The following is a 19,322-nucleotide window of genomic DNA, read 5'->3' as shown; positions in this document are numbered from 1 at the left end:
CATAATTTTCAATATGTAGCGCAGGTTGCGCCGTCGCAATCAATTCATGCAGCGGCTGGTGTGGAAGGCTGCGCCTGCCGGCTGGTCTTGGCGACGGCAGCGGCGATCGGCGCTTCATAGGGCTTGTAAGCGGATTTGGCGAGATCGGCATACATCTCGCTGAGCTTCGTCGTCTCGGAAACGAGACCTTCGAAATAGGACTTGACGTAGTTGGTCTGAAGTTCGAAAGCCGCCTCGAAGCTCTTGACGCCAGCCAGCGTTTCGAAATGCGTAACCGCGTCCTGAAAGGATTTCTTCGAATAATCCGCAGCTTCGGCAGCGATCGCCTGAAAGCCCCTGGTCGTATCCGAATAGGTTCTCAGCGCCGTATCAACGGCTTCCTTGCTCTTCTTGTTTGCGTCGTCAAAGTTGAACATGACCGTCCTCCGTTGGGCTGTGGGATGGCGGCAGGGTAGCTGCAACGCACAAATAGTCAAGTAGTCTTGTGCATTGCAAAACACCCACCGGTTGTGCAACAATAATAAAACAAAGGATGCGCGCCGGGGCACGTACGTCTTTAACTGTTTTTGCTAATATATATCATATAAACGCAACCTGAAGCTTCAAATAAATTTTGAACTGAAGCCCAGAAAACGAAAAAGACCGAACGGATCGCGCCGTTCGGTCCCTTGGAAAGCGTTCGAGCGGATTAGAGATCGACGTCGAGGATCGCCATCGAAAAGTTGTAGGAGCGGTCGCCGTCCTCGTCATCGATATAGACGACGCCCAGAAATTCTTCGCCGAGATAGACTTCTGCAGAATCATTCTTGCGCGGACGCGCCTTGACGACGATCTGCGGATTGAGCATGCGTTTGAAATAGGCGTCGAGCTTCTTGATTTCTTCAGGCTTCACTCTGTATCTCCGTAAACGGTCTTGATTGACCGCTTCTTGCACAGGAAAAGCAGCGGTGTAAAGGCAAGGTTGCCACTTGGCAATTTTCGTCCCCGCCGACCTTTCCCAATCCTTCCGGCAGCCGATCAGATATCGGCGCCGATCACCTGGTCCATGTTGCGCGACGGCTCGGAACAACCTGCTTCGCCGACGACCTTGGCCGGTACGCCGGCGACCGTCTTCTTCGGCGGCACCGCTTTCAAGACGACGGAACCGGCGGCGATGCGTGAGCAGTAGCCGATCTCGATATTGCCGAGGATCTTTGCGCCGGCGCCGATCATGACGCCGCTGCCGATCTTCGGATGGCGGTCGGCGCCCTCTTTGCCGGTACCGCCGAGCGTGACGTTGTGCAGGATCGAGACGTTATCGCCGATCACAGCCGTCTCGCCGACGACGAGGCCGGTGGCGTGATCGAGGAAGATGCCTTTGCCGATCCGGGCGGCCGGATTGATGTCGGTTTGGAAGACGCTAGAAGAACGGCTCTGCAGATAGAGCGCGAAATCTCGCCGGCCGCGGTTCAGCAGCCAATGGGCGAGACGGTGTGTCTGCAGCGCGTGGAAGCCCTTGAAATAGAGCACGGCTTCCATGAACCGCAGGCAGGCGGGATCGCGATCGTAGATGGCTTGGATGTCGACGCGCAGAATGGAACTCCATTCCGGCCAATCGGAGAGCATTTCCTCGAAGGTCTGGCGAAGCAGGTTCGCCTGCATGTCGGGGTGATCGAGACGTTCGCAGATGCGATGGATGACGCATTCCTCGAGCGAATGGTAGTTGATCACTGTCGAGTAGAGGAAGGCGGCGAGAACCGGGTCCCGTTCGGCGGCGAGCCGGGCTTCCTCGCGCAGGCTGTCCCAGATGGGATCCATCACCTTTAGCGGATGGCCTGTCTCAAAAGCACGAATATCAGTCTTGGCGACCATGGCCGCTCTCCTCGTTGCCAACAGGAATGCCGTTTTCGGAATGCCAATATATAGTGGAAAACGCCAATAACATAAATGGGTGCCGTCGCCATGGTTTTTTAGCATGGGTTTTCGGCATCATGATGATCTCACCCACCAATGTCACCCGCTGGCGACTTTCGCGTAGAAGGCCAGCACCGCCTGCTTGAAAACCTTGTCGCCGACGGCGAGCATGTGATCACGGCCCGGAATATCCAGCGCTTCGGCATCAGGCATCAGCGCCGCCAACGCCTGCGGCGAGCCGGCGATATCGTCTTTTGTGCCGACGCCGATCAGCGTCGGCATGTCGAGCCTTCCCATATCCGTGCGGGCAACGAGATCGCGCGAGCCGCGGATGCAGAGGGCAAGGGCGACGCGATCGCTCTTAGTCTGTTCGGCGAAGGCGCGGAACATGCGGCCGCGGTCATGCGTGACGTCCTCGAGCGAGGGAGCAAGCAGCGCATTGGCGATCGGATCCCAGTCGCCGACGCCGTCGGTCATGCCGATGCCGAGACCGCCGAGCACCAGCGAGCGGACCCGATGCGGATTGGCAAGGGCGGCAAAGACCGAAATGCGCGCGCCCATCGAATAACCCATGACATTGGCTTCCGGGATGCCGAGATGATCCAGAAGCGCGATCGCATCGCCGGCCATCACCCATGGACGATAGGCTTCGGCATCGTGCGGCTTGTCGCTTGCGCCGTGGCCACGATTGTCGATGGCGATCACCCGGTAGCCGGCATCGCCCAGCGTCTTCAGCCAGCCGGGGTGCACCCAGTTGACGTTTGCGGTCGAAGCAAATCCGTGGATCAACAAGACGGGCAAGCCGGCCGGATCGCCCTCATCGAAGAAGGCGAGCTTCAATCCGTCATGGGTGAAGCTTGAAAATGCAGGCGTGTTCAGGTTCATCGCGTCTTCCTTCAGGGCCTTTTCCGCGCGACCATAATCGAGCCGCCATTCATCGTGAAGCTAGAAACTGTGCCTAAAAACAGTACCCACCGCGGCGCTTTGGCTCTACACATTTGCGGCGAAGGCTTATAAGGTCCGCGCAGATTTCAAGCATTCGGAGAGCGACATGGCCGGCCACAACATTCCCCACTTCCAGAACGACGGCGGTCACCGGGTTATCGAAGTCGGCGTCAAGGAATTCATGTGCACCGGCGCTTCGGCCCCGTTCGACCATCCGCATATCTTCATCGACATGGGCGACGACAACGAGAAGGTCTGTTCCTACTGTTCGACGCTCTATCGCTTCAATTCCGCGCTCAAGCCGAGCCAGACCAACCCGGCCGGCTGCGTTTTCCACGTGAAGGCGGCGTAACCCGTCCAGATTTCGGATCGGACGGATAATGCCGGTCGAACATGCCGCCATCATCGGCGCCGGGATATCGGGGCTGACCGCTGCGCTATCGCTTTCGCGTCGGGGCATCAGCTCCGACATCTTCGAGCAGGCGGGTGAACTCACCGAGGTCGGCGCCGGCTTGCAGGTTTCGCCCAACGCCTCGCGCATTCTTGCCGAACTTGGTATCCTTGACGGGTTGTCAAAGGTCTGGCTCGAGCCGGAAACGATCCGGCTGATCTCGGGCAGTTCGCTGCGCCAGCTGGCAGCCGTGCCTGCAGGCACATTCGCACGGCAGCGCTGGGGCGCTCCCTATGGCGTCCTGCATCGCAGCACATTGCAGAAAACCCTTTTGGCCGCGGTCGAGGCCGATCCGCTCTGCCGGCTTCACCTTGGTATCAGGATGGAATCGGCGCTGCCGGATTTCGAGCGGGACGCCGATGCCGTCATCGGCGCCGACGGCGTCTGGTCGAAGCTGCGACAATTGGTTCCGGGCAGCCCCTCGCCACGGTTTTCCGGCAATATCGCCTACCGCTTCACCATTGCCGAAACCGAAGCGCCCGGCTTCCTCGACCGACAAAGCGTATGCGCTTTCCTCGGCGGCTCGGCACATCTCGTCTGCTACCCTTTGAGGGAGACTGCCAACTTCAACATGGTGGCGATAACCGCCGGCAACAGCGCGCCGCAGGCCTGGCAAAGCGAGCCGACGGCCGAGCAGCGCGCAGAACTCAGGAAACGCTTTTCGGGCTGGAACGCCGCGATCGTCTCGCTGTTCGACCAACGCCGGAAGCTGACGTTCTGGCCGCTGTTCGAAACCTCCGCCGGTGCGTGGCAGGACGGCCGCAAGACAGTTCTGATCGGCGATGCCGCGCATGCGATGATGCCCTTTGCCGCACAGGGCGCGGCCATGGCGATCGAAGACGCCTACGAACTTGCCGTGTTTCTTTCCAATCGTCCGGCGGCGGAAGCTATAAAGCTCTTTGAAAGCCATCGGGCGCCACGCATCGCGAAACTTCGCCAGCGCGGCGCCTTCAACCGGTTCGCCTATCATGCGAAGGGGCCAATCCGGATCGGCCGCGATCTCGTGCTCGGCCTCAAGCCGCCGCAAAGCCTGGCGGCGGACCTCGACTGGATTTACGGGTACCGGGCTCTGCGTCTGCCATAAAGCACAGCGTGTCAGACAGCGCTTGCGGCGGCAAAACCCCTTTCGATATCGGCCTTGAGGTCAACCACATCCTCGATGCCGATCTGCAGGCGGATGACAGCACCATCCGTCGGAGCCTTGGCGACCGTGCGGTCGTTGAGATAGGCGTGCAATGCGAGGCTTTCAAAGCCACCCCAGGAATAGCCGAGACCGAAGATCCGGAGCGCGTCGAGAAAGGCATGCGCCTTTGCCCTGGATTTTTCCGGGCCATCGGCGGCGAGCACGAAGGAAAAGATGCCGCTGGCGCCTTTGAAATCGCGCTTCCATAGATAATGAGAGGGGAAACTCGGCAAGGCCGGATGCAACACGCGGGCGACGTCCTCCCTGCCCTCCAGCCATTGCGCGATATCAAGCGCGCTTTCATAATGCCGCTCCAGACGCAGGCCCATGGTGCGCAATCCGCGCAGGATCTGGTAAGCGTCATCGGGCGCGCCGCAGATGCCGAGCACACCGTTTGCTTCCTTCAGCCGCTCCCAGTGCTCGGCATTGGCCGACACGGTTCCAAGCAGGATATCGGAATGGCCTGAGGGATATTTCGTGGATGCGTGGATCGAGATATCGACGCCGTGATCGAGCGGTTTGAAATAGAGCGGCGTCGCCCAGGTATTGTCCATCATGACAACGGCGCCGCGGCGGTGCGCCACCGCCGAGATCGCCGGGATATCCTGCATCTCGAAGGTGTTGGAGCCGGGAGCCTCGGTGTGGACGACCCTGGTGTGCGGTCGGAAGAGCGTCTCTATGCCGGCGCCGATCGACGGGTCGTAATATTCGACCTCGACGCCAAGACGCTTCAACATCGTGTCGCAGAAATGGCGCGTCGGGCCGTAGACCGAATCGACGACGAGCGCATGGTCGCCGGCGGCGACGAAACCCAGAAACGGAATGGTCACGGCTGCAAGGCCCGAGGGGACGAGGATCGTGCCGGCCGAGCCTTCGAGTGCGTCGATTGCCTCGCAGAGCGCATCCGTCGTCGGCGTACCGCGCGTTCCATAGGTGTATTTCTGCGAGCGTGTCTCCATCGTGCGCGCATTCGGAAACAGCACCGTCGAGGCATGCACGACTGGCGGATTGACGAAGCCGTGATAGTCGAAAGGGTCGTTGCCGATATGCGTCAGGCGGGTGTTGATGCCGGCATTCTGCAGCAAGCTGTCTTTTTCTTTCATGTCGGAAATAGCCTTTGGCGAGGGGCGCAAAACCAGACTTTTGGACGCCCCGCCGTTTCCGGTCAACCCCTTGACCGTGGGTTGGCGACAACGCTTGGACATGATGGAATTTCCGAATTTCGCGTTATTTTTCCGCAATCGGACGCCTATTTCATAGCCAACCGCCCTCGAATGCGGCGCAATCAACCAAAATTCTGAATTTTGCCGCAATTATTGATGGTGACACTTGACCATGGTGACATTTGCGACTGTGATAGGGCACTCGCGCCGGGAGGGTGTCGAGACATTGGGGGCGGCAGGTTTTTCCGCCGGAACTTCCCCACAAGAAAATATAAGACAACGGAAAAGGTTGGGAAAAAATGAAGAACAAGCTTCTGTCCGCCGCACTCGGCGCAGCAGTTTTCGCTCTTGGCACCTCGGCTGCCTCGGCCACCACTCTCGGAGACGTCAAAGCGAAGGGTTTCGTGCAATGCGGCGTCAATACCGGCCTTCTCGGTTTCGCGCAGCCTGATGCATCCGGCAATTGGGCCGGCTTCGACGTCGATTTCTGCAAGGCCGTCGCTTCGGCCGTCCTCGGCGATCCGACCAAAGTCAAATATACGCCACTGTCGGCGAAAGATCGTTTCCCGGCACTGCAGTCCGGCGAAATCGACATTCTGTCGCGTAACACCACCTGGTCGATCAACCGCGATACCGCACTCGGCTTCAACTTCCGCCCGGTCACCTATTACGACGGTCAGGGCTTCATGGTTCGCAAGAGCCTGAACGTGAAGTCGGCGCTGGAACTATCAGGTGCGGCCATCTGCGTGCAGTCGGGCACGACCACCGAACTGAACCTCGCCGACTATTTCAAGGCGAACAACCTTCAGTACAATCCGGTGGTTTTCGAAAAGCTTGAAGAAGTCAACGCCGCCTATGATTCCGGCCGTTGCGACGTCTATACCACCGACCAGTCCGGCCTCTATTCGCTGCGCCTGACGCTGAAGAACCCCGACGAGCACATGGTCCTTCCGGAGATCATCTCCAAGGAGCCGCTCGGCCCGGCTGTGCGCCAGGGCGACGACCAGTGGTTCGACATCGTTTCCTGGACGGCCTATGCGCTTGTTAACGCCGAAGAATTCGGCATCACCCAGGCGAATGTCGACGAGATGAAGAACTCGCCGAACCCCGATATCAAGCGCTTCCTCGGCAGCGAGGCCGATACCAAGATTGGCACCGACCTCGGCCTGACCAACGACTGGGCTTACAACATCATCAAGAACGTCGGCAATTACGGCGAAGTCTTTGAGCGCAATATCGGCCAGGGCAGCCCGCTGAAGATCGCACGCGGCCTCAACGCTCTCTGGAGCAAGGGCGGCATCCAGTACGCTCCGCCGGTTCGCTGATCGCGCACCGCTTGAAAAGCAGGGAAAGGCGGTAAAACGCCTTTCCTCTTCCAAAAAAGAAAAGCCCAAAAACGGGCTCACAGGGGATTGGCGCGGCATGACGCAAGAGGCATCTGTACCTTTGCATGCGACCGGCTGGAGTTTGAGCTCCGCCATGTACGACCCGAGAATTCGGGGTATTTTCTTCCAAATCCTAACCGTCGTGGTGCTTGTCGTGGCGATCACATGGATCGCGCACAATACGGCAGCAAACCTTGCCCGCAGCAATACGGCATCGGGTTTTGCCTTCCTGCGCGGACGCGCCGGTTTCGAGATCGGCCAGTCGCTGATCGGCTATTCGAGCGACAGCACCTATGGACGCGCCCTGCTCGTCGGCATCCTGAACACGATCCAGGTCGCCATCACCGGCATCATCACCGCGACGATCATCGGCTTCGTCATCGGCATCGGCCGGCTCTCGCGCAACTGGCTGATCGCCAAGCTCTGCACCGTCTATGTCGAAGTATTCCGCAACATCCCGCCGCTGCTCGTCATCTTCTTCTGGTATTCCGGCGTTCTTGCCGTGTTGCCGCAGCCGCGTGAATCGCTGCATCTGCCGCTCAACATGTTCCTCAACAATCGCGGGCTCGCCTTCCCGAAGCCGATCTTCGAGACCGGCATGTGGGTTGTCGGCATCGCGTTTTTGATCGGGATCGTCGCAACCGTCCTGATGACGAAATGGGCGCACAAGCGGCAGGCGGCAACAGGCAAGCAGTTCCATACGATCTGGGCGGCGATCGGCCTGATCGTCGGGCTGCCGATTCTCGCCTTCCTGCTAAGCGGCCTGCCCATGTCATTCGACATGCCGGTTGCCGGCAAGTTCAACCTGACCGGCGGCAGCGTCATCGGTCCGGAGTTCATGTCGCTCTTCCTGGCCCTCTCCTTCTACACCGCAGCCTTCATCGCCGAGATCGTACGCAGCGGCATTCGCGGCGTGGCGAAGGGCCAGTCGGAAGCGGCAGGCGCGCTCGGGCTGCATCCATCGAGCATCACGCGCCTCGTCGTGGTGCCGCAGGCCCTGCGCATCATCATTCCGCCACTGACCAGCCAGTATCTGAACCTGACGAAGAATTCGTCGCTGGCGATCGCCATCGGTTTCGCCGATTACTTCGCCGTCAGCGGCACGATCCTCAACCAGACCGGTCAGGCCGTCGAGCTCATGTTCCTGGTGGTCGTCGCCTATCTGCTGCTCAGCGTCGTGACCTCGGTCTTCATGAACTGGTTCAACGCCAAAATGGCCCTGGTGGAGCGATAAGATGTCGATATCGAACCAATCCTTCGTCAGAACCGCCATGCTGGCACCCGAACCGGCCCCTCCCGGCGAAAGGGGCGCCCTCGCCTGGGTCCGCAAGAACCTGCTTGCGACACCCAAGGATATAGTGATGACGGTGCTTGCACTCGCCGTTCTCGCCTGGGTACTGCCGCATATGATCAACTGGCTGTTCGTCCAGGCCGTCTGGAGCGGCCCGGACCGGACATTCTGCGCGACAACCGTGCAGGGCGGCATCCAGCCGGATGGCTGGAGTGGCGCCTGCTGGGCCTTCGTCAACGCCAAGATGGATCAGTTCGTCTATGGCCGTTATCCGCTCTCCGAGCGCTGGCGCCCGACGATCGTCGGCATCCTGTTCATCGTCCTGTTGGTGCCGATGCTGATCCCCCGCGCCCCGCGCAAGGGGCTGAACGCCATCTTGCTGTTCATCGCATTGCCGCTTCTGTCCATTTGGCTGCTCTGCGGCGGTTTCGGGCTTGAGCCGGTCGAGACCTCGCTCTGGGGCGGCCTGATGGTGACGCTGGTACTCTCCTTCGTCGGCATCGCCGTATCGCTTCCCTTCGGCGTCATCCTGGCACTTGGGCGGCGCTCGCATATGCCGATCATCCGCACAGTCTGCATCGGCTTCATCGAGATCGTCCGCGGCATTCCGCTGATCGCCGTGCTGTTTATGGCAAGCGTCATGCTGCCGCTCTTCCTGCCCACCGGCTGGAATGTCGACAAACTGCTCAGGGCGCTGATCGGCGTCGCGATTTTCACCTCGGCCTATATGGCGGAGGTTATCCGCGGCGGTCTGCAGGCGATCCCGAAGGGTCAGTTTGAGGGTGCCGATTCGCTCGGCCTCGGCTATTGGCAGAAGATGCGGCTCATCATCCTGCCGCAGGCGATCAAGCTGGTCATACCGAGCATCGTCAACACCTTCATCGGTACGTTCAAGGACACATCGCTGGTCTCGATCATCGGCATGTTCGATCTGCTCGGCATCGTCCGCCTGAATTTCAGCGACGCTTACTGGGCCAGCGCCGTCACGCCGCTGACCGGCCTGATCTTTGCCGGCTTCGCCTTCTGGCTTTTCTGCTTCGGCATGTCGCGCTATTCAGCATTCATTGAACGCCATCTCGATACCGGCCACAAACGATAAGAATGAGGGAAAACAATCATGGCTGAAGCTCCAGCTAAAAAGCTCACCGTTTCCGCAACGGAAGTGGCGGTCGATATCATCAACATGAACAAGTGGTACGGCGATTTTCACGTGCTGCGCGATATCAACCTTAAGGTCATGCGCGGCGAGCGCATCGTCATCGCCGGCCCGTCGGGTTCCGGCAAGTCGACGATGATCCGCTGCATCAACCGCCTGGAAGAGCATCAGAAGGGCCGCATTATCGTCGACGGCACCGAACTCACCAACGACCTGAAGAAGATCGACGAGGTCAGGCGCGAAGTCGGCATGGTGTTCCAGCACTTCAACCTCTTCCCCCACCTGACGATCCTCGAAAATTGCACGCTGGCGCCGATCTGGGTGCGCAAGATGCCGAAGAAGCAGGCGGAAGAAATCGCCATGCATTTCCTCAAGCGCGTCAAGATCCCCGAGCAGGCCAACAAATATCCGGGACAGCTTTCCGGCGGCCAGCAGCAGCGCGTGGCGATCGCCAGGTCGCTATGCATGAACCCGAAGATCATGCTGTTCGACGAGCCGACCTCGGCGCTCGATCCCGAGATGATCAAGGAAGTGCTCGACACCATGGTGGGCCTTGCCGAGGAAGGCATGACCATGCTGTGCGTCACCCATGAAATGGGCTTTGCCCGCCAGGTCGCCAACCGCGTCATCTTCATGGATCAGGGCCAGATCGTCGAGCAGAATTCCCCGGCCGAGTTCTTCGACAATCCGCAGCACGAACGCACCAAGCTGTTCCTCAGCCAGATCCTGCATTAGGCAGATCCTGCATAAGGCTGGGGAACCGAGCAATTTGAAAGACCCGCCGTGCCTTCCGGTTCGGCGGGTCTTTCACGTTCAGCGCGAGGCTGACGCCTGCAGCAGGCTGCAGAGACCGGCAAGGCCGGAATCAGAACCACCTGAGGCCGAGCCGCCAGGCGATGAGATATCAACGCAACGGACAAGCATCTTGCGTTGCTCATTGACCGGCCTCGACCGGAAGTCATCCAGGATGCGGGCCTGCGATGCGCTGAGGTTACCGTCTGCCGCGGATTTGTTGCTGCCCCCTGCCCCGCCGATGGCGAGATTGGCATCGATGCCGCTGCCGCGTCTGACCGAGGCCGTGGCATCGGTATCAAGCCCACTGGAGCCGCCGATGCGTGCATTGAGATCGGCATCAACGCCCCGGCCGCCGCCGGCATTGGCGGTCGCATTGGCGTTGACGCCGCTCGAACCGCCGACGGAAGCATTGGCATCGGCGCGGATGCCACTGCCGCCGCCAAGCGACGCCCCGACATCGGCGCTGGCGGCATTGCCGGCATTTACCGATACGCCGACATCGATGGCGTGTGCATCGCTTGCCGGCATGGCAAGCAGGGCGCAGGTGGATGCAAGCACCGCCAGGGATAGTCCATTGTGATTATGGGTCATGTTTTTCCTCCGTTTCCCATTCGCCAAGCGATCTGCCCGGCAATCGAAAATCGAGGAACGCGCGTGCCTTCGATCGTCTGGACGCCTGCAACCTGCGGGACATCCATGGCAAGGCAACGTGAAGGGATGACGAATGTTTCACAACACAGCGGGGCAAGTCGGCTCTGTGGCGTACAATGATCTTTCACGGTTATTGAAATACGAATTGCCAACCCGACTGTGCCGAAAGCGAGCATGTCTTGCATCGGCCGGAGTGCCGGCCGAGTATTTCCTTCCCGGCCGCGTCAGCAATCTTCACAGCGGGCAAGAAAAGCGCAGATCTCGATGCGACTGGACGGCGATTGATCCATTCGCAGCGTTTTGCGGGTCGCCTGCACCTTGCCTTGAAACTGGATTTTCCATCATCGATTGAGATAGGCAAAAATAACTCCCCTCCGTCTGGATATATCAGGCAGGAAGTCCATGTTTCAGCATGTTCTCATCTAATGGAACTGGAGGTTCAAGAATGGGCATTTTCGACAAGATCAAACATGCAATCTTCGGAGAAGCGAAAGCAGCCGAACCCGTTGCATCAGGCGCGCCGAAGACGCAACCCGCCCAGGCGCCCGTCTCGCCGCCGGCAGCGCCCAGTGCCGCACCTGCCGCCTCTCCCGCTCAAAGCAAGCCGGCCGCGGCACCGTCCACAGCAAATGTCGATATCGTCCCGATCCTCGACGCGGCCGTGAAAAAGAGCGGCCAGAAACTCGATTGGCGCCACTCGATCGTGGATTTGATGAAAGCGGTCGGAATGGATGCGAGCATGGCCGAGCGCAAGGAGCTCGCCTCTGAACTCGGCTATACCGGCGACATCGGTGATTCCGCCAAGATGAATATGTGGCTGCACAAGGCACTGATGAAACGCCTGTCGGAAAATGGCGGCAAAGTACCGGCCGATCTCCTGGATTGATCGAAGAGCCCGGCGCTTCGCGATCGAGGCTCATCTGTCACGGAGCGCCGGCAATCCAGTCCATGCGCCGCTCAGACCGCAGGCCACAAGTCCCCTTGCCCGCAGGCATTGGAACCAATAACGTTCCGCTCGATTACTTCGATAATCGATCAGGGGAGAACTAAATCCAATGAAATTGATGGCAGTCGTTGGCGTTGCGCTTAGCTTGGGCTGTATTTCGGCCGCGGAGTCTCCTTCAAACTATCAATCCTACAGCGGCATCCGGGTCGATACCGATCCGGTCCTCCTGGCTCGATACGACAAATCGCTCCGGTGGTGCGTGCCGGAGGCGGGTTCCTGGCGACGCGGCTCGCCGGATCCGCAAAGCCTGCATTACAACGCGGCGCTGAGAAACTGCCTCTACAGACACGGCTTCGTCGATAGAGGCGTCTACGCCTACCCGATCCCCGAGATCTACTTCGAGCATTTCCTCGATCGCTAAGAAGATCCGGGCAGCGCAGATCCGTCATGGGCCTTCAAGGTAAAACATCAGCCCGCCGTGTTGGCGGGCCGTGTCCACTGCGACTGCCCACATGTCAGCAAGTTCCTTAATCGAGCCGCAGCTTCAGCCGACCGTCGAGACCGCATGAACTTTCATATCATCGCGAACTTCGTAGAACTTGTCGCCGTCGATATAGATCGAATGGCAGCTCGGTTTTTCGCCCTTGCCATTGGAGCAAGCTTTATCGCCCTTGAATGTGAGTTTGGTTTTCACGTCGATCGTTTTGCCGCCGACATCAGCCTTACCGGTGATCGTGCCCTTCTTCCAGTTCCAGACCAGATCAGCGGTCACGGGCTTGTCCAGATCAACGATCTCCACCTTCACATGCTTGCCATCAGCAAATGCTTTAAACTCTTCCATCGTGACCTTCTTGGCGCCGGCCGGAAGATCGACGGCATAGGTGTTCACAGCCGACAGCATGAAGGCCGCAGCGCCGACGCTGGATAGGATGGTTCTCATGTTCCGCCTCCTCAGGATTGGCGGCAAATTACAACCCGTCGGGCGAAACAACATCCCGCCTATTGTGATTAGGGCAGTATACGGCAGGGCTGAACTGTCAAAATGCAGCAATTTTTCTTCTGGGCGACATCGCAATTTTTGCGCGTTGTCTTTCCTGCATCACACGAATCGAAATAAACACCAGAAACCGACCATCGGATATTTAAAGGAATAAGGTAACAATGCCTACTCGCACCATAATAGTATTGATTGCCATGGCCTTGCTCGCTGCCTGCGTACCGACTCGCCAGGAATATGATTCCTTCGTTACTTTGACGCAGGGGAGTGCAAGAGCGAGAAATGAGGCTGTCAATATTTGCGTGAAGAGCTTCGATGCAAATGCGCGCCGCAACGCTGGCATCGTGACAAACGCTTCGGACAAAGACGCTCCGCGCGTTGCCTGCAATCGGCTTCTAGCGGCGATGATTTCCGGTCGCGCCACCTACGATGACTTCGTTGACATCAAAAGCCACAAGTTCACACCGAAGCTGATCAAGATTTTCCAAGGGCGTTAAACTGGGTCAAGCGACGGCTTGCAGCCTCGACCTTGCAAGCCGTCAACGGCCCGCTCGAAACGCGGTTTGCATTCAAACCTTAGGCACGTTTCGTTGCCGTTGTAGGTCGTATCGCCGACAGGCCTTGCAAAGCCGATGTTTCTCGGCGACGGCTGACATCGCAACAGCCGTCGGAGCAAGCTCGATGTCATAGAGCGGGACTTCCCCGGCGTGGCAGGCGCGCTTCTTGCGGCATGCCTGCCGCGGCGTTCAGAGTACCCGAATGCTGCATCGAGATCAGAAAACGAGAGCATTTCCTGATCGCCGATCCGTTTGAGCGGGGCTTATTCTGGGCCCCGAAGTGCGGGCGATTCTACGGTCCTGCCTCCCCTAACCATCGCGATCCGCCCGCATTTTTAGGGTGATTTTACCCAAAAATTGCTAAATTCAGAAAAAAATGTCGGTTCCGCCTCTGACGACAGGATTCCAGTCACGCCGTCAGGTTTTTCTAATGTTTTCAATAGACGCATTTCGCTATAGTTGCAGAAAGAATAATTCGCGAAATGCGAGACATTTATACTGCCCCAATTTGGGCGACTCGAAATTCTACAAATATTTCAAAACGTAACATCGAAGTGATTGGGATAATGTGGCAGCAATATGGCTATGTTTCTCAAGTACTTACCGTTGCGTTGCTGTTGCGCCCTCCAAAATGTCGCCCTATAACCCCCCGCCGTAAGACATGATTAACCTGAAATATTAACGGGCAGGGGTTGAGGAACAAGACAATGACAACATACTACGTAGCGACGACTGGCAGCAGCAGCGGTAACGGCAGTGCCTCCTCGCCTTTCCGCACGATCGGTGACGCGATGGCGTCGAACCTCAAGCCCGGCGACGAGGTCGTGGTGAAAGCGGGGACCTACAACGAGTCCATCAACATCGACAAGGACGGCTCAGCGGCAGGCAACATCACACTGCGCTCGGAAGTGCCCGGGGGGGCGCTGATCCGGCCGCCAGCGGGCTCATACACCGGGATCAGTGTCAACGGCAACTACGTGGTCATCGACGGCTTTGACATCAAGGGCGGCACTGGCGACGGCATCGAAGCGAACAACGTCCACCACATCCAGATCCTCAACAATACTGTCCACGACAGCGGCGAGTCGGGCATTCAGTTCAACCAATCGGACTTCATCCGGGTCGAAGGGAACGAGACGTACAATAACGCGTCGTCCGGCTGGTACTCGGGCATCTCGATCTACGAGAACCGGAACATTACCGGCGATACCTCGACGGACGGCTACCGGACGATCGTGCGGAACAATATCTCACACGACAACGTCACGAAGGCGGGTGCACACACCGATGGCAATGGCATCATCATCGACGATTTCCAGAGCACGCAGTCGAGCGGTCATCCGAACTACACGTTCAAGACCCTGGTTGAGAACAACCTCGTCTACGAGAACGGTGGCAAGGGCATTCAGGTTACCTGGAGCGACTCTGTCACGGTGAAAAACAACACCGCATACCACAACAATCAGGACAACGCGAACACCGGCACCTGGCGCGGCGAGCTCAGCAACTCCGCGTCGAACAACAACACCTGGGTCAACAACGTCGCCGTAGCGGACCCATCGGTGAACAAGAACAACACTGCGATCGATAACACGTCTACCAGTGGCGCCAATAGCAACGTCGTCTGGGCCAACAACATCACCTACAACGGCACGGCCGGCCAGGCATCGGTCAAGACCGACGGCGGCAACGCGATGCCCAGCACGGCGAACGGCAATAAGCTCGGCGTCGACCCGACATTCGCGGGGGCAGCGAGCGACAACTTCCACCTCGGCTCCGGCTCGTCGGCGATCGACAGCGGAACCAGCAAATACGGTGTCGCATCGGTCGATCTGGACGGCCACGCTCGCGTCGTTGGAACTGTCGATATCGGTGCCTACGAATCGGGCTCCAGCTCGACCCCGGCAACGCCAACCACGCCGACAACGCCGACAACGCCGACGCAACCGACAACGCCAACAACGCCAACCACCCCGACGCAACCGACAACGCCAACCGCGCCGACAAAGGAATTCGTCGGCACCAATGGCAACGATATCCTGCCACACACCGGTCAGTCGAACGGCGGCAACGAAACCTTCAAGGGTCTCGGTGGTAGTGATGTGTTGAAGGGCGGGGCCGGCGCGGACGCGCTCGACGGCGGTACTGGCAACGACACCGCCAGCTATGCGGGCTCCGGCGCGGTCAACGTCAACTTGGCGACTAAGGTCGCATCGGGCGGCGAGGCGACCGGCGACAAGATCGCCAGTATCGAAAACTTGACCGGCTCAAGCTACAACGACGTACTGACCGGCGGCAACGGCGGCGGCAACGTTCTCACTGGCGGGGCTGGCGCGGACAAGCTGGATGGCGGCGCCGGCAATGATGTCCTGATTGGTGGTGCCGGAAAGGACATTATGACCGGTGGCACCGGCGAGGATAAGTTTATCTTGAAAGCACCGACGGAAACCGGGTCCGGCTTGAACCGCGACGTCATCACCGACTTCCAGCACGGCATCGATAAGATCGACCTCTCGGCGATCGATGCGAATGGCTCTGCGGCGGGCAATGGAACCTTCCATTTTCAGGCACAGGAGAATGCCCTGTTCGACCACAAGGCTGGCGCGCTCGCTTGGCACTATGACGACCAGTCCGGAACCGCGAACGATGTTACCGTTATCCAGGCCGACACGAACGGCGACGGTGTTCATGACTTCGAGGTTCAGCTGAAGGGCTTGGTCCACTTGGGGGCAGGCGATTTTCTCCTGTAATTGTCCCCGTTGTGGCGGTCGTCCGATCGCCACAACCATCGTGCTGACATCCGAGCGCCGATCAGGCGTTCGGACACCAAGGTCTCCGTCATCGTCGACGGAAGGTTGCTGGTGACTAACGTGGCAATCATGCATAAAACAAAGCTAAAGCGCGTCGCATCAATCAAGTTTGATGCGACGCGCTTTATCTGTCTGTCATCCGTTTCCGGAAGCAGTTGGCCGACAGCACGCCCGACAATGCGGGCCATGATGCGGCTGTCAAAGATGCAAGATATCGGGATATTGAATGGTCGGAGTGGAGAGATTCGAACTCCCGACCCTCTGGTCCCAAACCAGATGCGCTACCAGACTGCGCTACACTCCGTGCCGTGGCGGGGAGATACACGGTTCACTTCGCCGTCGCAACCCATAAATCCAGCGCGGGTCGAAGAATCCCGCCTGATACGTCGATGTCTCTAGAAAAAGCTGCATGACGCGCGTCTGCACCGCCGGACGCAACTAGACGTCAGGAGAGCGCTGCCTCAGCCGCGTTCGAGCAGACCGATATATTGAGCGTAGCTAATGGCAACGTAGAAGAAAGCCGTAATGCCGGCCCCGATCACAATGGCATTGAACTCCGCCGAACGTCTCATCATGCGTGCAATCCACTGAAATTGACTGCGCCGTAAATAGTCCCGCGGGTTGGCCGCGGCAATCAGGTTATGATCACAACATGAGACGATCGGTAATATTGCGCAACCGGCCTGTCTGCCGGTGTCTTGCTTCCGCAGCATCGCCCTATCATCGCGATGGTACCGGCAACGCGTCATACGCCGCCTTTTTTCTTGAAAAGGCGGGGATTCGCGGATAAGCAAAATTCATCTCTTCGCGCTATCTCTCAAGATGAAGCAAGAGCCTCGGCAACGAGAAATGAGACCATTAAAGGCGGGTGTTGCCCGCATAGTCGGAGATGCGCAGTCATGTCTGCCAAGATCTATCGTCCAGCCAAGACCGCCATGCAGTCCGGCAAGGCCAAGACCCATCTGTGGGTGCTTGAATTCGATCAGGAGTCGCCGCGCAAGATCGATCCGATCATGGGTTACACCTCCTCCGGCGATACGCGCCAGCAGGTGAAACTCACTTTTGAAACACAGGAACTGGCCGAAGCCTATGCCCAGCGCAACGGCATCGAATACCGGGTGATCGCGCCGAAGGATCCGGTTCGCCAGGTTGTCGCCTATCCGGATAATTTCCGCTATACCCGCACGCAGCCCTGGACGCATTGAGATTTCTCGTCCAGAACTGCCGCATCCGATCGCGCTCCCTGAACGCGATCGCCAGACGGCCCCTTAGCTCAGCTGGATAGAGCACCTGCCTTCTAAGCAGGTTGTCGCAGGTTCGATTCCTGCAGGGGTCGCCACAAATTTAATGACCTGAAGCCGCCCGGGCTCGTCACTTCGACTTCTTGGTCGTCGTGGCGCTGACGATTCTGTCGCCCGGTTTGATCCCGAGTTTGGCGGCGATGCCGGCATTGAGTTCGACGACATATTTCACCGGGGTCATCGAATCGATGATATCGCGCGAATAGGGCGTCGCGTTTTCCTTGATGTGGCGGATCGTGCCAGTGTCGTCGGCAAAAAGCATGTCGAGCGGCAGGATGGTATTTTCCATCCACATGGTTACGCGCCTGGGCTCGTCGAAATCGAAGATCATCCCGGCATCATCTGCCATCGTCTTACGAAACATCAGCCCGTAGGCGCGCTGATCCGGCGTCGAGGCGATCTCGACGGTAAAGTGCAGCACCTTGCCCGCGGCGGTCTGGATAAGAAGCGGCTCCTTGTCGAAGCGGACCTGCTCCTCGGCGAAAGCCGGCAGCGCGACCATGAAAAAAAGCGCCAGGATGGCGCTTTTGATCGCATGAAGAAGGACGATGTCACGCATATCAATGCGACCGGCTGGCCGGGCTCGGAATGTCGGGATGGATTTCCGCGGCCATCAGGCCCTTTTCGCCGTCGCCGAAGCGGACGAGCACCACCTGGCCGGGGCGCAGTTCCGTCAGGCCGAAGCGGCGGAGCGTTTCCATGTGCACGAAGATGTCTTCGGTGCCCTCGCCGCGCGTCAAGAAGCCGAAGCCCTTGGTGCGGTTAAACCATTTGACCAGCGCACGCTCGAGGCCGCTCGTCGCGGTGACCTGCACATGCGTGCGCACCGGCGGCAGCTGCGAGGGATGAACCGCAGTCGACTGATCCATCGAAAGGATCTTGAAAGCCTGGTAGCCGCGTTCGCGGCGCTGAATGAGGGCGACGATACGCGTTCCCTCGAGGATCGTCTGGTAGCCGTCGCGGCGCAGGCAGGTCACGTGCAGGAGAACATCCTGCATGCCGTTGTCGGGCACGATGAAGCCGAAACCCTTAGCGACGTCGAACCACTTGACGACGCCGGTGATTTCAACAAGATCGACCGCCTCTGCCGATAGCTCGTCAAGGTCGGAGTATTCGTTCGATGAAATCCTGTCAGCCATAGTCGCCAGCCCCTCGAATACGCGTCACACTGTTACGGTTAACTGATTCTTGAAATCAAGATTAACATCTTGGTAACGGATAAGCGCAAGTCCTAGTTTTCGGTTATTCCCAACTGCACATTTTATATCGATGACTTGCCCGAAGCTGACCTCAGCTCGCCGAAAAAGCCAGACCCAATAAAGGAGTAGATAGAATGCGTTATCTCCATACAATGGTTCGCGTCAAAGACCTGGACGCCTCACTCGCCTTTTACACCACCCTGTTCGGGCTGGAGGAGATTCGCCGGCACGAAAACGAGAAGGGCCGCTTTACCCTGGTTTTCCTGGCTGCTCGCGACGATCTCGACCGTGCGCGCAGCGAAAAGGCTCCCTGCCTCGAGCTTACCTATAACTGGGATACGGAAGATTATAGCGGAGGACGCAATTTCGGCCACCTCGCCTATGAGGTCGACGATATTTACGCAACCTGCCAGAAGCTGATGGACAACGGCATCACCATCAACCGGCCGCCGCGCGATGGGAACATGGCTTTCGTGCGCTCGCCCGACGGCATCTCGATCGAAATCCTGCAGAAAGGCAGCCCGCTCGCCGCCGCCGAACCCTGGGCCTCGATGGGCAATACCGGCGCCTGGTAAGGCTTTTCGCCGCAAGGCTTTTGC

Annotated in this window: 21 protein-coding genes and 2 tRNA genes; 13 read left to right on the top strand and 10 right to left on the bottom strand. The window is 58.7% G+C overall.

Features of this window, described 5'->3' with window-relative positions; all coding sequences use genetic code 11:
• Positions 1-44: 44 nt before the first annotated feature.
• The 4 genes from K6N12_RS08355 to K6N12_RS08340 form a co-directional block, all read right to left on the bottom strand.
• A complete protein-coding gene (locus tag K6N12_RS08355) occupies positions 45-416 on the bottom strand; it encodes a phasin family protein (protein ID WP_097625351.1) in 372 nt (123 codons plus the stop codon).
• 272 nt (positions 417-688) lie between these two features.
• A complete protein-coding gene (locus K6N12_RS08350) occupies positions 689-892 on the bottom strand; it encodes a DUF3126 family protein (RefSeq protein WP_037094675.1) in 204 nt (67 codons plus the stop codon).
• Positions 893-1,017: 125 nt separating this feature from the next.
• Positions 1,018-1,851 (bottom strand): serine O-acetyltransferase, encoded by an 834-nt coding sequence (gene cysE, locus K6N12_RS08345; RefSeq protein WP_012557537.1) that lies wholly within the window; start codon positions 1,849-1,851, stop codon positions 1,018-1,020.
• Between the two features lie 141 nt (positions 1,852-1,992).
• Positions 1,993-2,778: an alpha/beta fold hydrolase gene (locus tag K6N12_RS08340; protein ID WP_097625350.1), complete on the bottom strand. Its 786-nt coding sequence runs from the start codon at positions 2,776-2,778 to the stop codon at positions 1,993-1,995.
• 166 nt (positions 2,779-2,944) lie between these two features.
• Between K6N12_RS08340 and K6N12_RS08335 the strand changes: the two genes are divergently transcribed.
• Together K6N12_RS08335 and K6N12_RS08330 are read left to right on the top strand one after the other, a co-directional pair.
• The gene (locus K6N12_RS08335; protein WP_003539274.1) at positions 2,945-3,190 is read left to right on the top strand and encodes a zinc-finger domain-containing protein; all 246 of its coding nucleotides are present in this window, start codon (positions 2,945-2,947) and stop codon (positions 3,188-3,190) included.
• Positions 3,191-3,218: 28 nt separating this feature from the next.
• On the top strand, positions 3,219-4,373 hold the full coding sequence (locus K6N12_RS08330) for an FAD-dependent monooxygenase (RefSeq protein WP_097625349.1): 1,155 nt from the start codon (positions 3,219-3,221) through the stop codon (positions 4,371-4,373).
• A gap of 11 nt (positions 4,374-4,384) precedes the next feature.
• Here the strand turns inward: K6N12_RS08330 and K6N12_RS08325 are convergent, their stop codons facing one another.
• Positions 4,385-5,575, bottom strand: coding sequence for a cystathionine beta-lyase (locus K6N12_RS08325; protein WP_097625465.1), 1,191 nt, complete (start codon positions 5,573-5,575; stop codon positions 4,385-4,387).
• Between the two features lie 359 nt (positions 5,576-5,934).
• Between K6N12_RS08325 and K6N12_RS08320 the strand changes: the two genes are divergently transcribed.
• The 4 genes from K6N12_RS08320 to K6N12_RS08305 all read left to right on the top strand — a co-directional run bounded on the left by K6N12_RS08320 (position 5,935) and on the right by K6N12_RS08305 (position 10,202).
• A complete protein-coding gene (locus K6N12_RS08320) occupies positions 5,935-6,960 on the top strand; it encodes an amino acid ABC transporter substrate-binding protein (protein WP_097625348.1) in 1,026 nt (341 codons plus the stop codon).
• Positions 6,961-7,057: 97 nt separating this feature from the next.
• A complete protein-coding gene (locus K6N12_RS08315; protein WP_097625347.1) occupies positions 7,058-8,254 on the top strand; it encodes an amino acid ABC transporter permease in 1,197 nt (398 codons plus the stop codon).
• Position 8,255: 1 nt separating this feature from the next.
• Positions 8,256-9,410 carry an amino acid ABC transporter permease gene (locus K6N12_RS08310; RefSeq protein WP_097625346.1) on the top strand — a complete coding sequence of 385 codons (1,155 nt, stop codon included), beginning with the start codon at positions 8,256-8,258 and terminating at the stop codon, positions 9,408-9,410.
• 18 nt (positions 9,411-9,428) lie between these two features.
• Positions 9,429-10,202, top strand: a complete 774-nt coding sequence (locus tag K6N12_RS08305; RefSeq protein WP_097625345.1) for an amino acid ABC transporter ATP-binding protein — start codon at positions 9,429-9,431, stop codon at positions 10,200-10,202.
• Positions 10,203-10,280: 78 nt separating this feature from the next.
• On the opposite strand, the gene K6N12_RS08300 is transcribed toward K6N12_RS08305, so the two are convergent.
• Positions 10,281-10,853 (bottom strand): hypothetical protein, encoded by a 573-nt coding sequence (locus tag K6N12_RS08300; protein ID WP_097625344.1) that lies wholly within the window; start codon positions 10,851-10,853, stop codon positions 10,281-10,283.
• A 505-nt stretch (positions 10,854-11,358) separates the two neighbouring features.
• Between K6N12_RS08300 and K6N12_RS08295 the strand changes: the two genes are divergently transcribed.
• Together K6N12_RS08295 and K6N12_RS08290 are read left to right on the top strand one after the other, a co-directional pair.
• Positions 11,359-11,799 (top strand): DUF3597 domain-containing protein, encoded by a 441-nt coding sequence (locus tag K6N12_RS08295; RefSeq protein ID WP_097625343.1) that lies wholly within the window; start codon positions 11,359-11,361, stop codon positions 11,797-11,799.
• A gap of 169 nt (positions 11,800-11,968) precedes the next feature.
• Positions 11,969-12,280 (top strand): hypothetical protein, encoded by a 312-nt coding sequence (locus K6N12_RS08290; protein ID WP_097625342.1) that lies wholly within the window; start codon positions 11,969-11,971, stop codon positions 12,278-12,280.
• Between the two features lie 123 nt (positions 12,281-12,403).
• Here the strand turns inward: K6N12_RS08290 and K6N12_RS08285 are convergent, their stop codons facing one another.
• Positions 12,404-12,799, bottom strand: a complete 396-nt coding sequence (locus K6N12_RS08285; RefSeq protein WP_003586717.1) for a hypothetical protein — start codon at positions 12,797-12,799, stop codon at positions 12,404-12,406.
• 221 nt (positions 12,800-13,020) lie between these two features.
• Between K6N12_RS08285 and K6N12_RS08280 the strand changes: the two genes are divergently transcribed.
• Together K6N12_RS08280 and K6N12_RS08275 are read left to right on the top strand one after the other, a co-directional pair.
• Positions 13,021-13,353: a hypothetical protein gene (locus K6N12_RS08280; RefSeq protein ID WP_012557530.1), complete on the top strand. Its 333-nt coding sequence runs from the start codon at positions 13,021-13,023 to the stop codon at positions 13,351-13,353.
• Positions 13,354-14,120: 767 nt separating this feature from the next.
• Complete coding sequence (locus K6N12_RS08275; RefSeq protein ID WP_131710881.1) at positions 14,121-16,163, top strand: choice-of-anchor Q domain-containing protein; 2,043 nt, start codon at positions 14,121-14,123, stop codon at positions 16,161-16,163.
• 287 nt (positions 16,164-16,450) lie between these two features.
• Here the strand turns inward: K6N12_RS08275 and K6N12_RS08270 are convergent.
• Positions 16,451-16,527: transfer RNA gene (locus tag K6N12_RS08270), tRNA-Pro, on the bottom strand.
• A 595-nt stretch (positions 16,528-17,122) separates the two neighbouring features.
• Here K6N12_RS08270 and K6N12_RS08265 point away from each other — a divergent pair.
• The gene (locus K6N12_RS08265) at positions 17,123-17,428 is read left to right on the top strand and encodes an ETC complex I subunit (RefSeq protein ID WP_097625340.1); all 306 of its coding nucleotides are present in this window, start codon (positions 17,123-17,125) and stop codon (positions 17,426-17,428) included.
• 57 nt (positions 17,429-17,485) lie between these two features.
• A tRNA-Arg gene (locus tag K6N12_RS08260) sits at positions 17,486-17,562 on the top strand.
• 32 nt (positions 17,563-17,594) lie between these two features.
• Here K6N12_RS08260 and K6N12_RS08255 read toward each other — a convergent pair.
• Together K6N12_RS08255 and K6N12_RS08250 are read right to left on the bottom strand one after the other, a co-directional pair.
• Positions 17,595-18,083, bottom strand: coding sequence for a DUF192 domain-containing protein (locus K6N12_RS08255; RefSeq protein ID WP_097625339.1), 489 nt, complete (start codon positions 18,081-18,083; stop codon positions 17,595-17,597).
• 1 nt (position 18,084) lies between these two features.
• Positions 18,085-18,663 carry a cold-shock protein gene (locus K6N12_RS08250; RefSeq protein ID WP_003573434.1) on the bottom strand — a complete coding sequence of 193 codons (579 nt, stop codon included), beginning with the start codon at positions 18,661-18,663 and terminating at the stop codon, positions 18,085-18,087.
• Positions 18,664-18,857: 194 nt separating this feature from the next.
• Here K6N12_RS08250 and gloA point away from each other — a divergent pair, with 194 nt between their 5' ends.
• Positions 18,858-19,298: a lactoylglutathione lyase gene (gene gloA, locus K6N12_RS08245; RefSeq protein WP_097625338.1), complete on the top strand. Its 441-nt coding sequence runs from the start codon at positions 18,858-18,860 to the stop codon at positions 19,296-19,298.
• The last annotated feature ends 24 nt before the right edge of the window (positions 19,299-19,322 follow it).

This window comes from Rhizobium redzepovicii (assembly GCF_019793435.1).
Taxonomy (GTDB): Bacteria; Pseudomonadota; Alphaproteobacteria; order Rhizobiales; family Rhizobiaceae; genus Rhizobium; species Rhizobium redzepovicii.
This window is presented reverse-complemented; position numbering and strand designations above follow the sequence as displayed.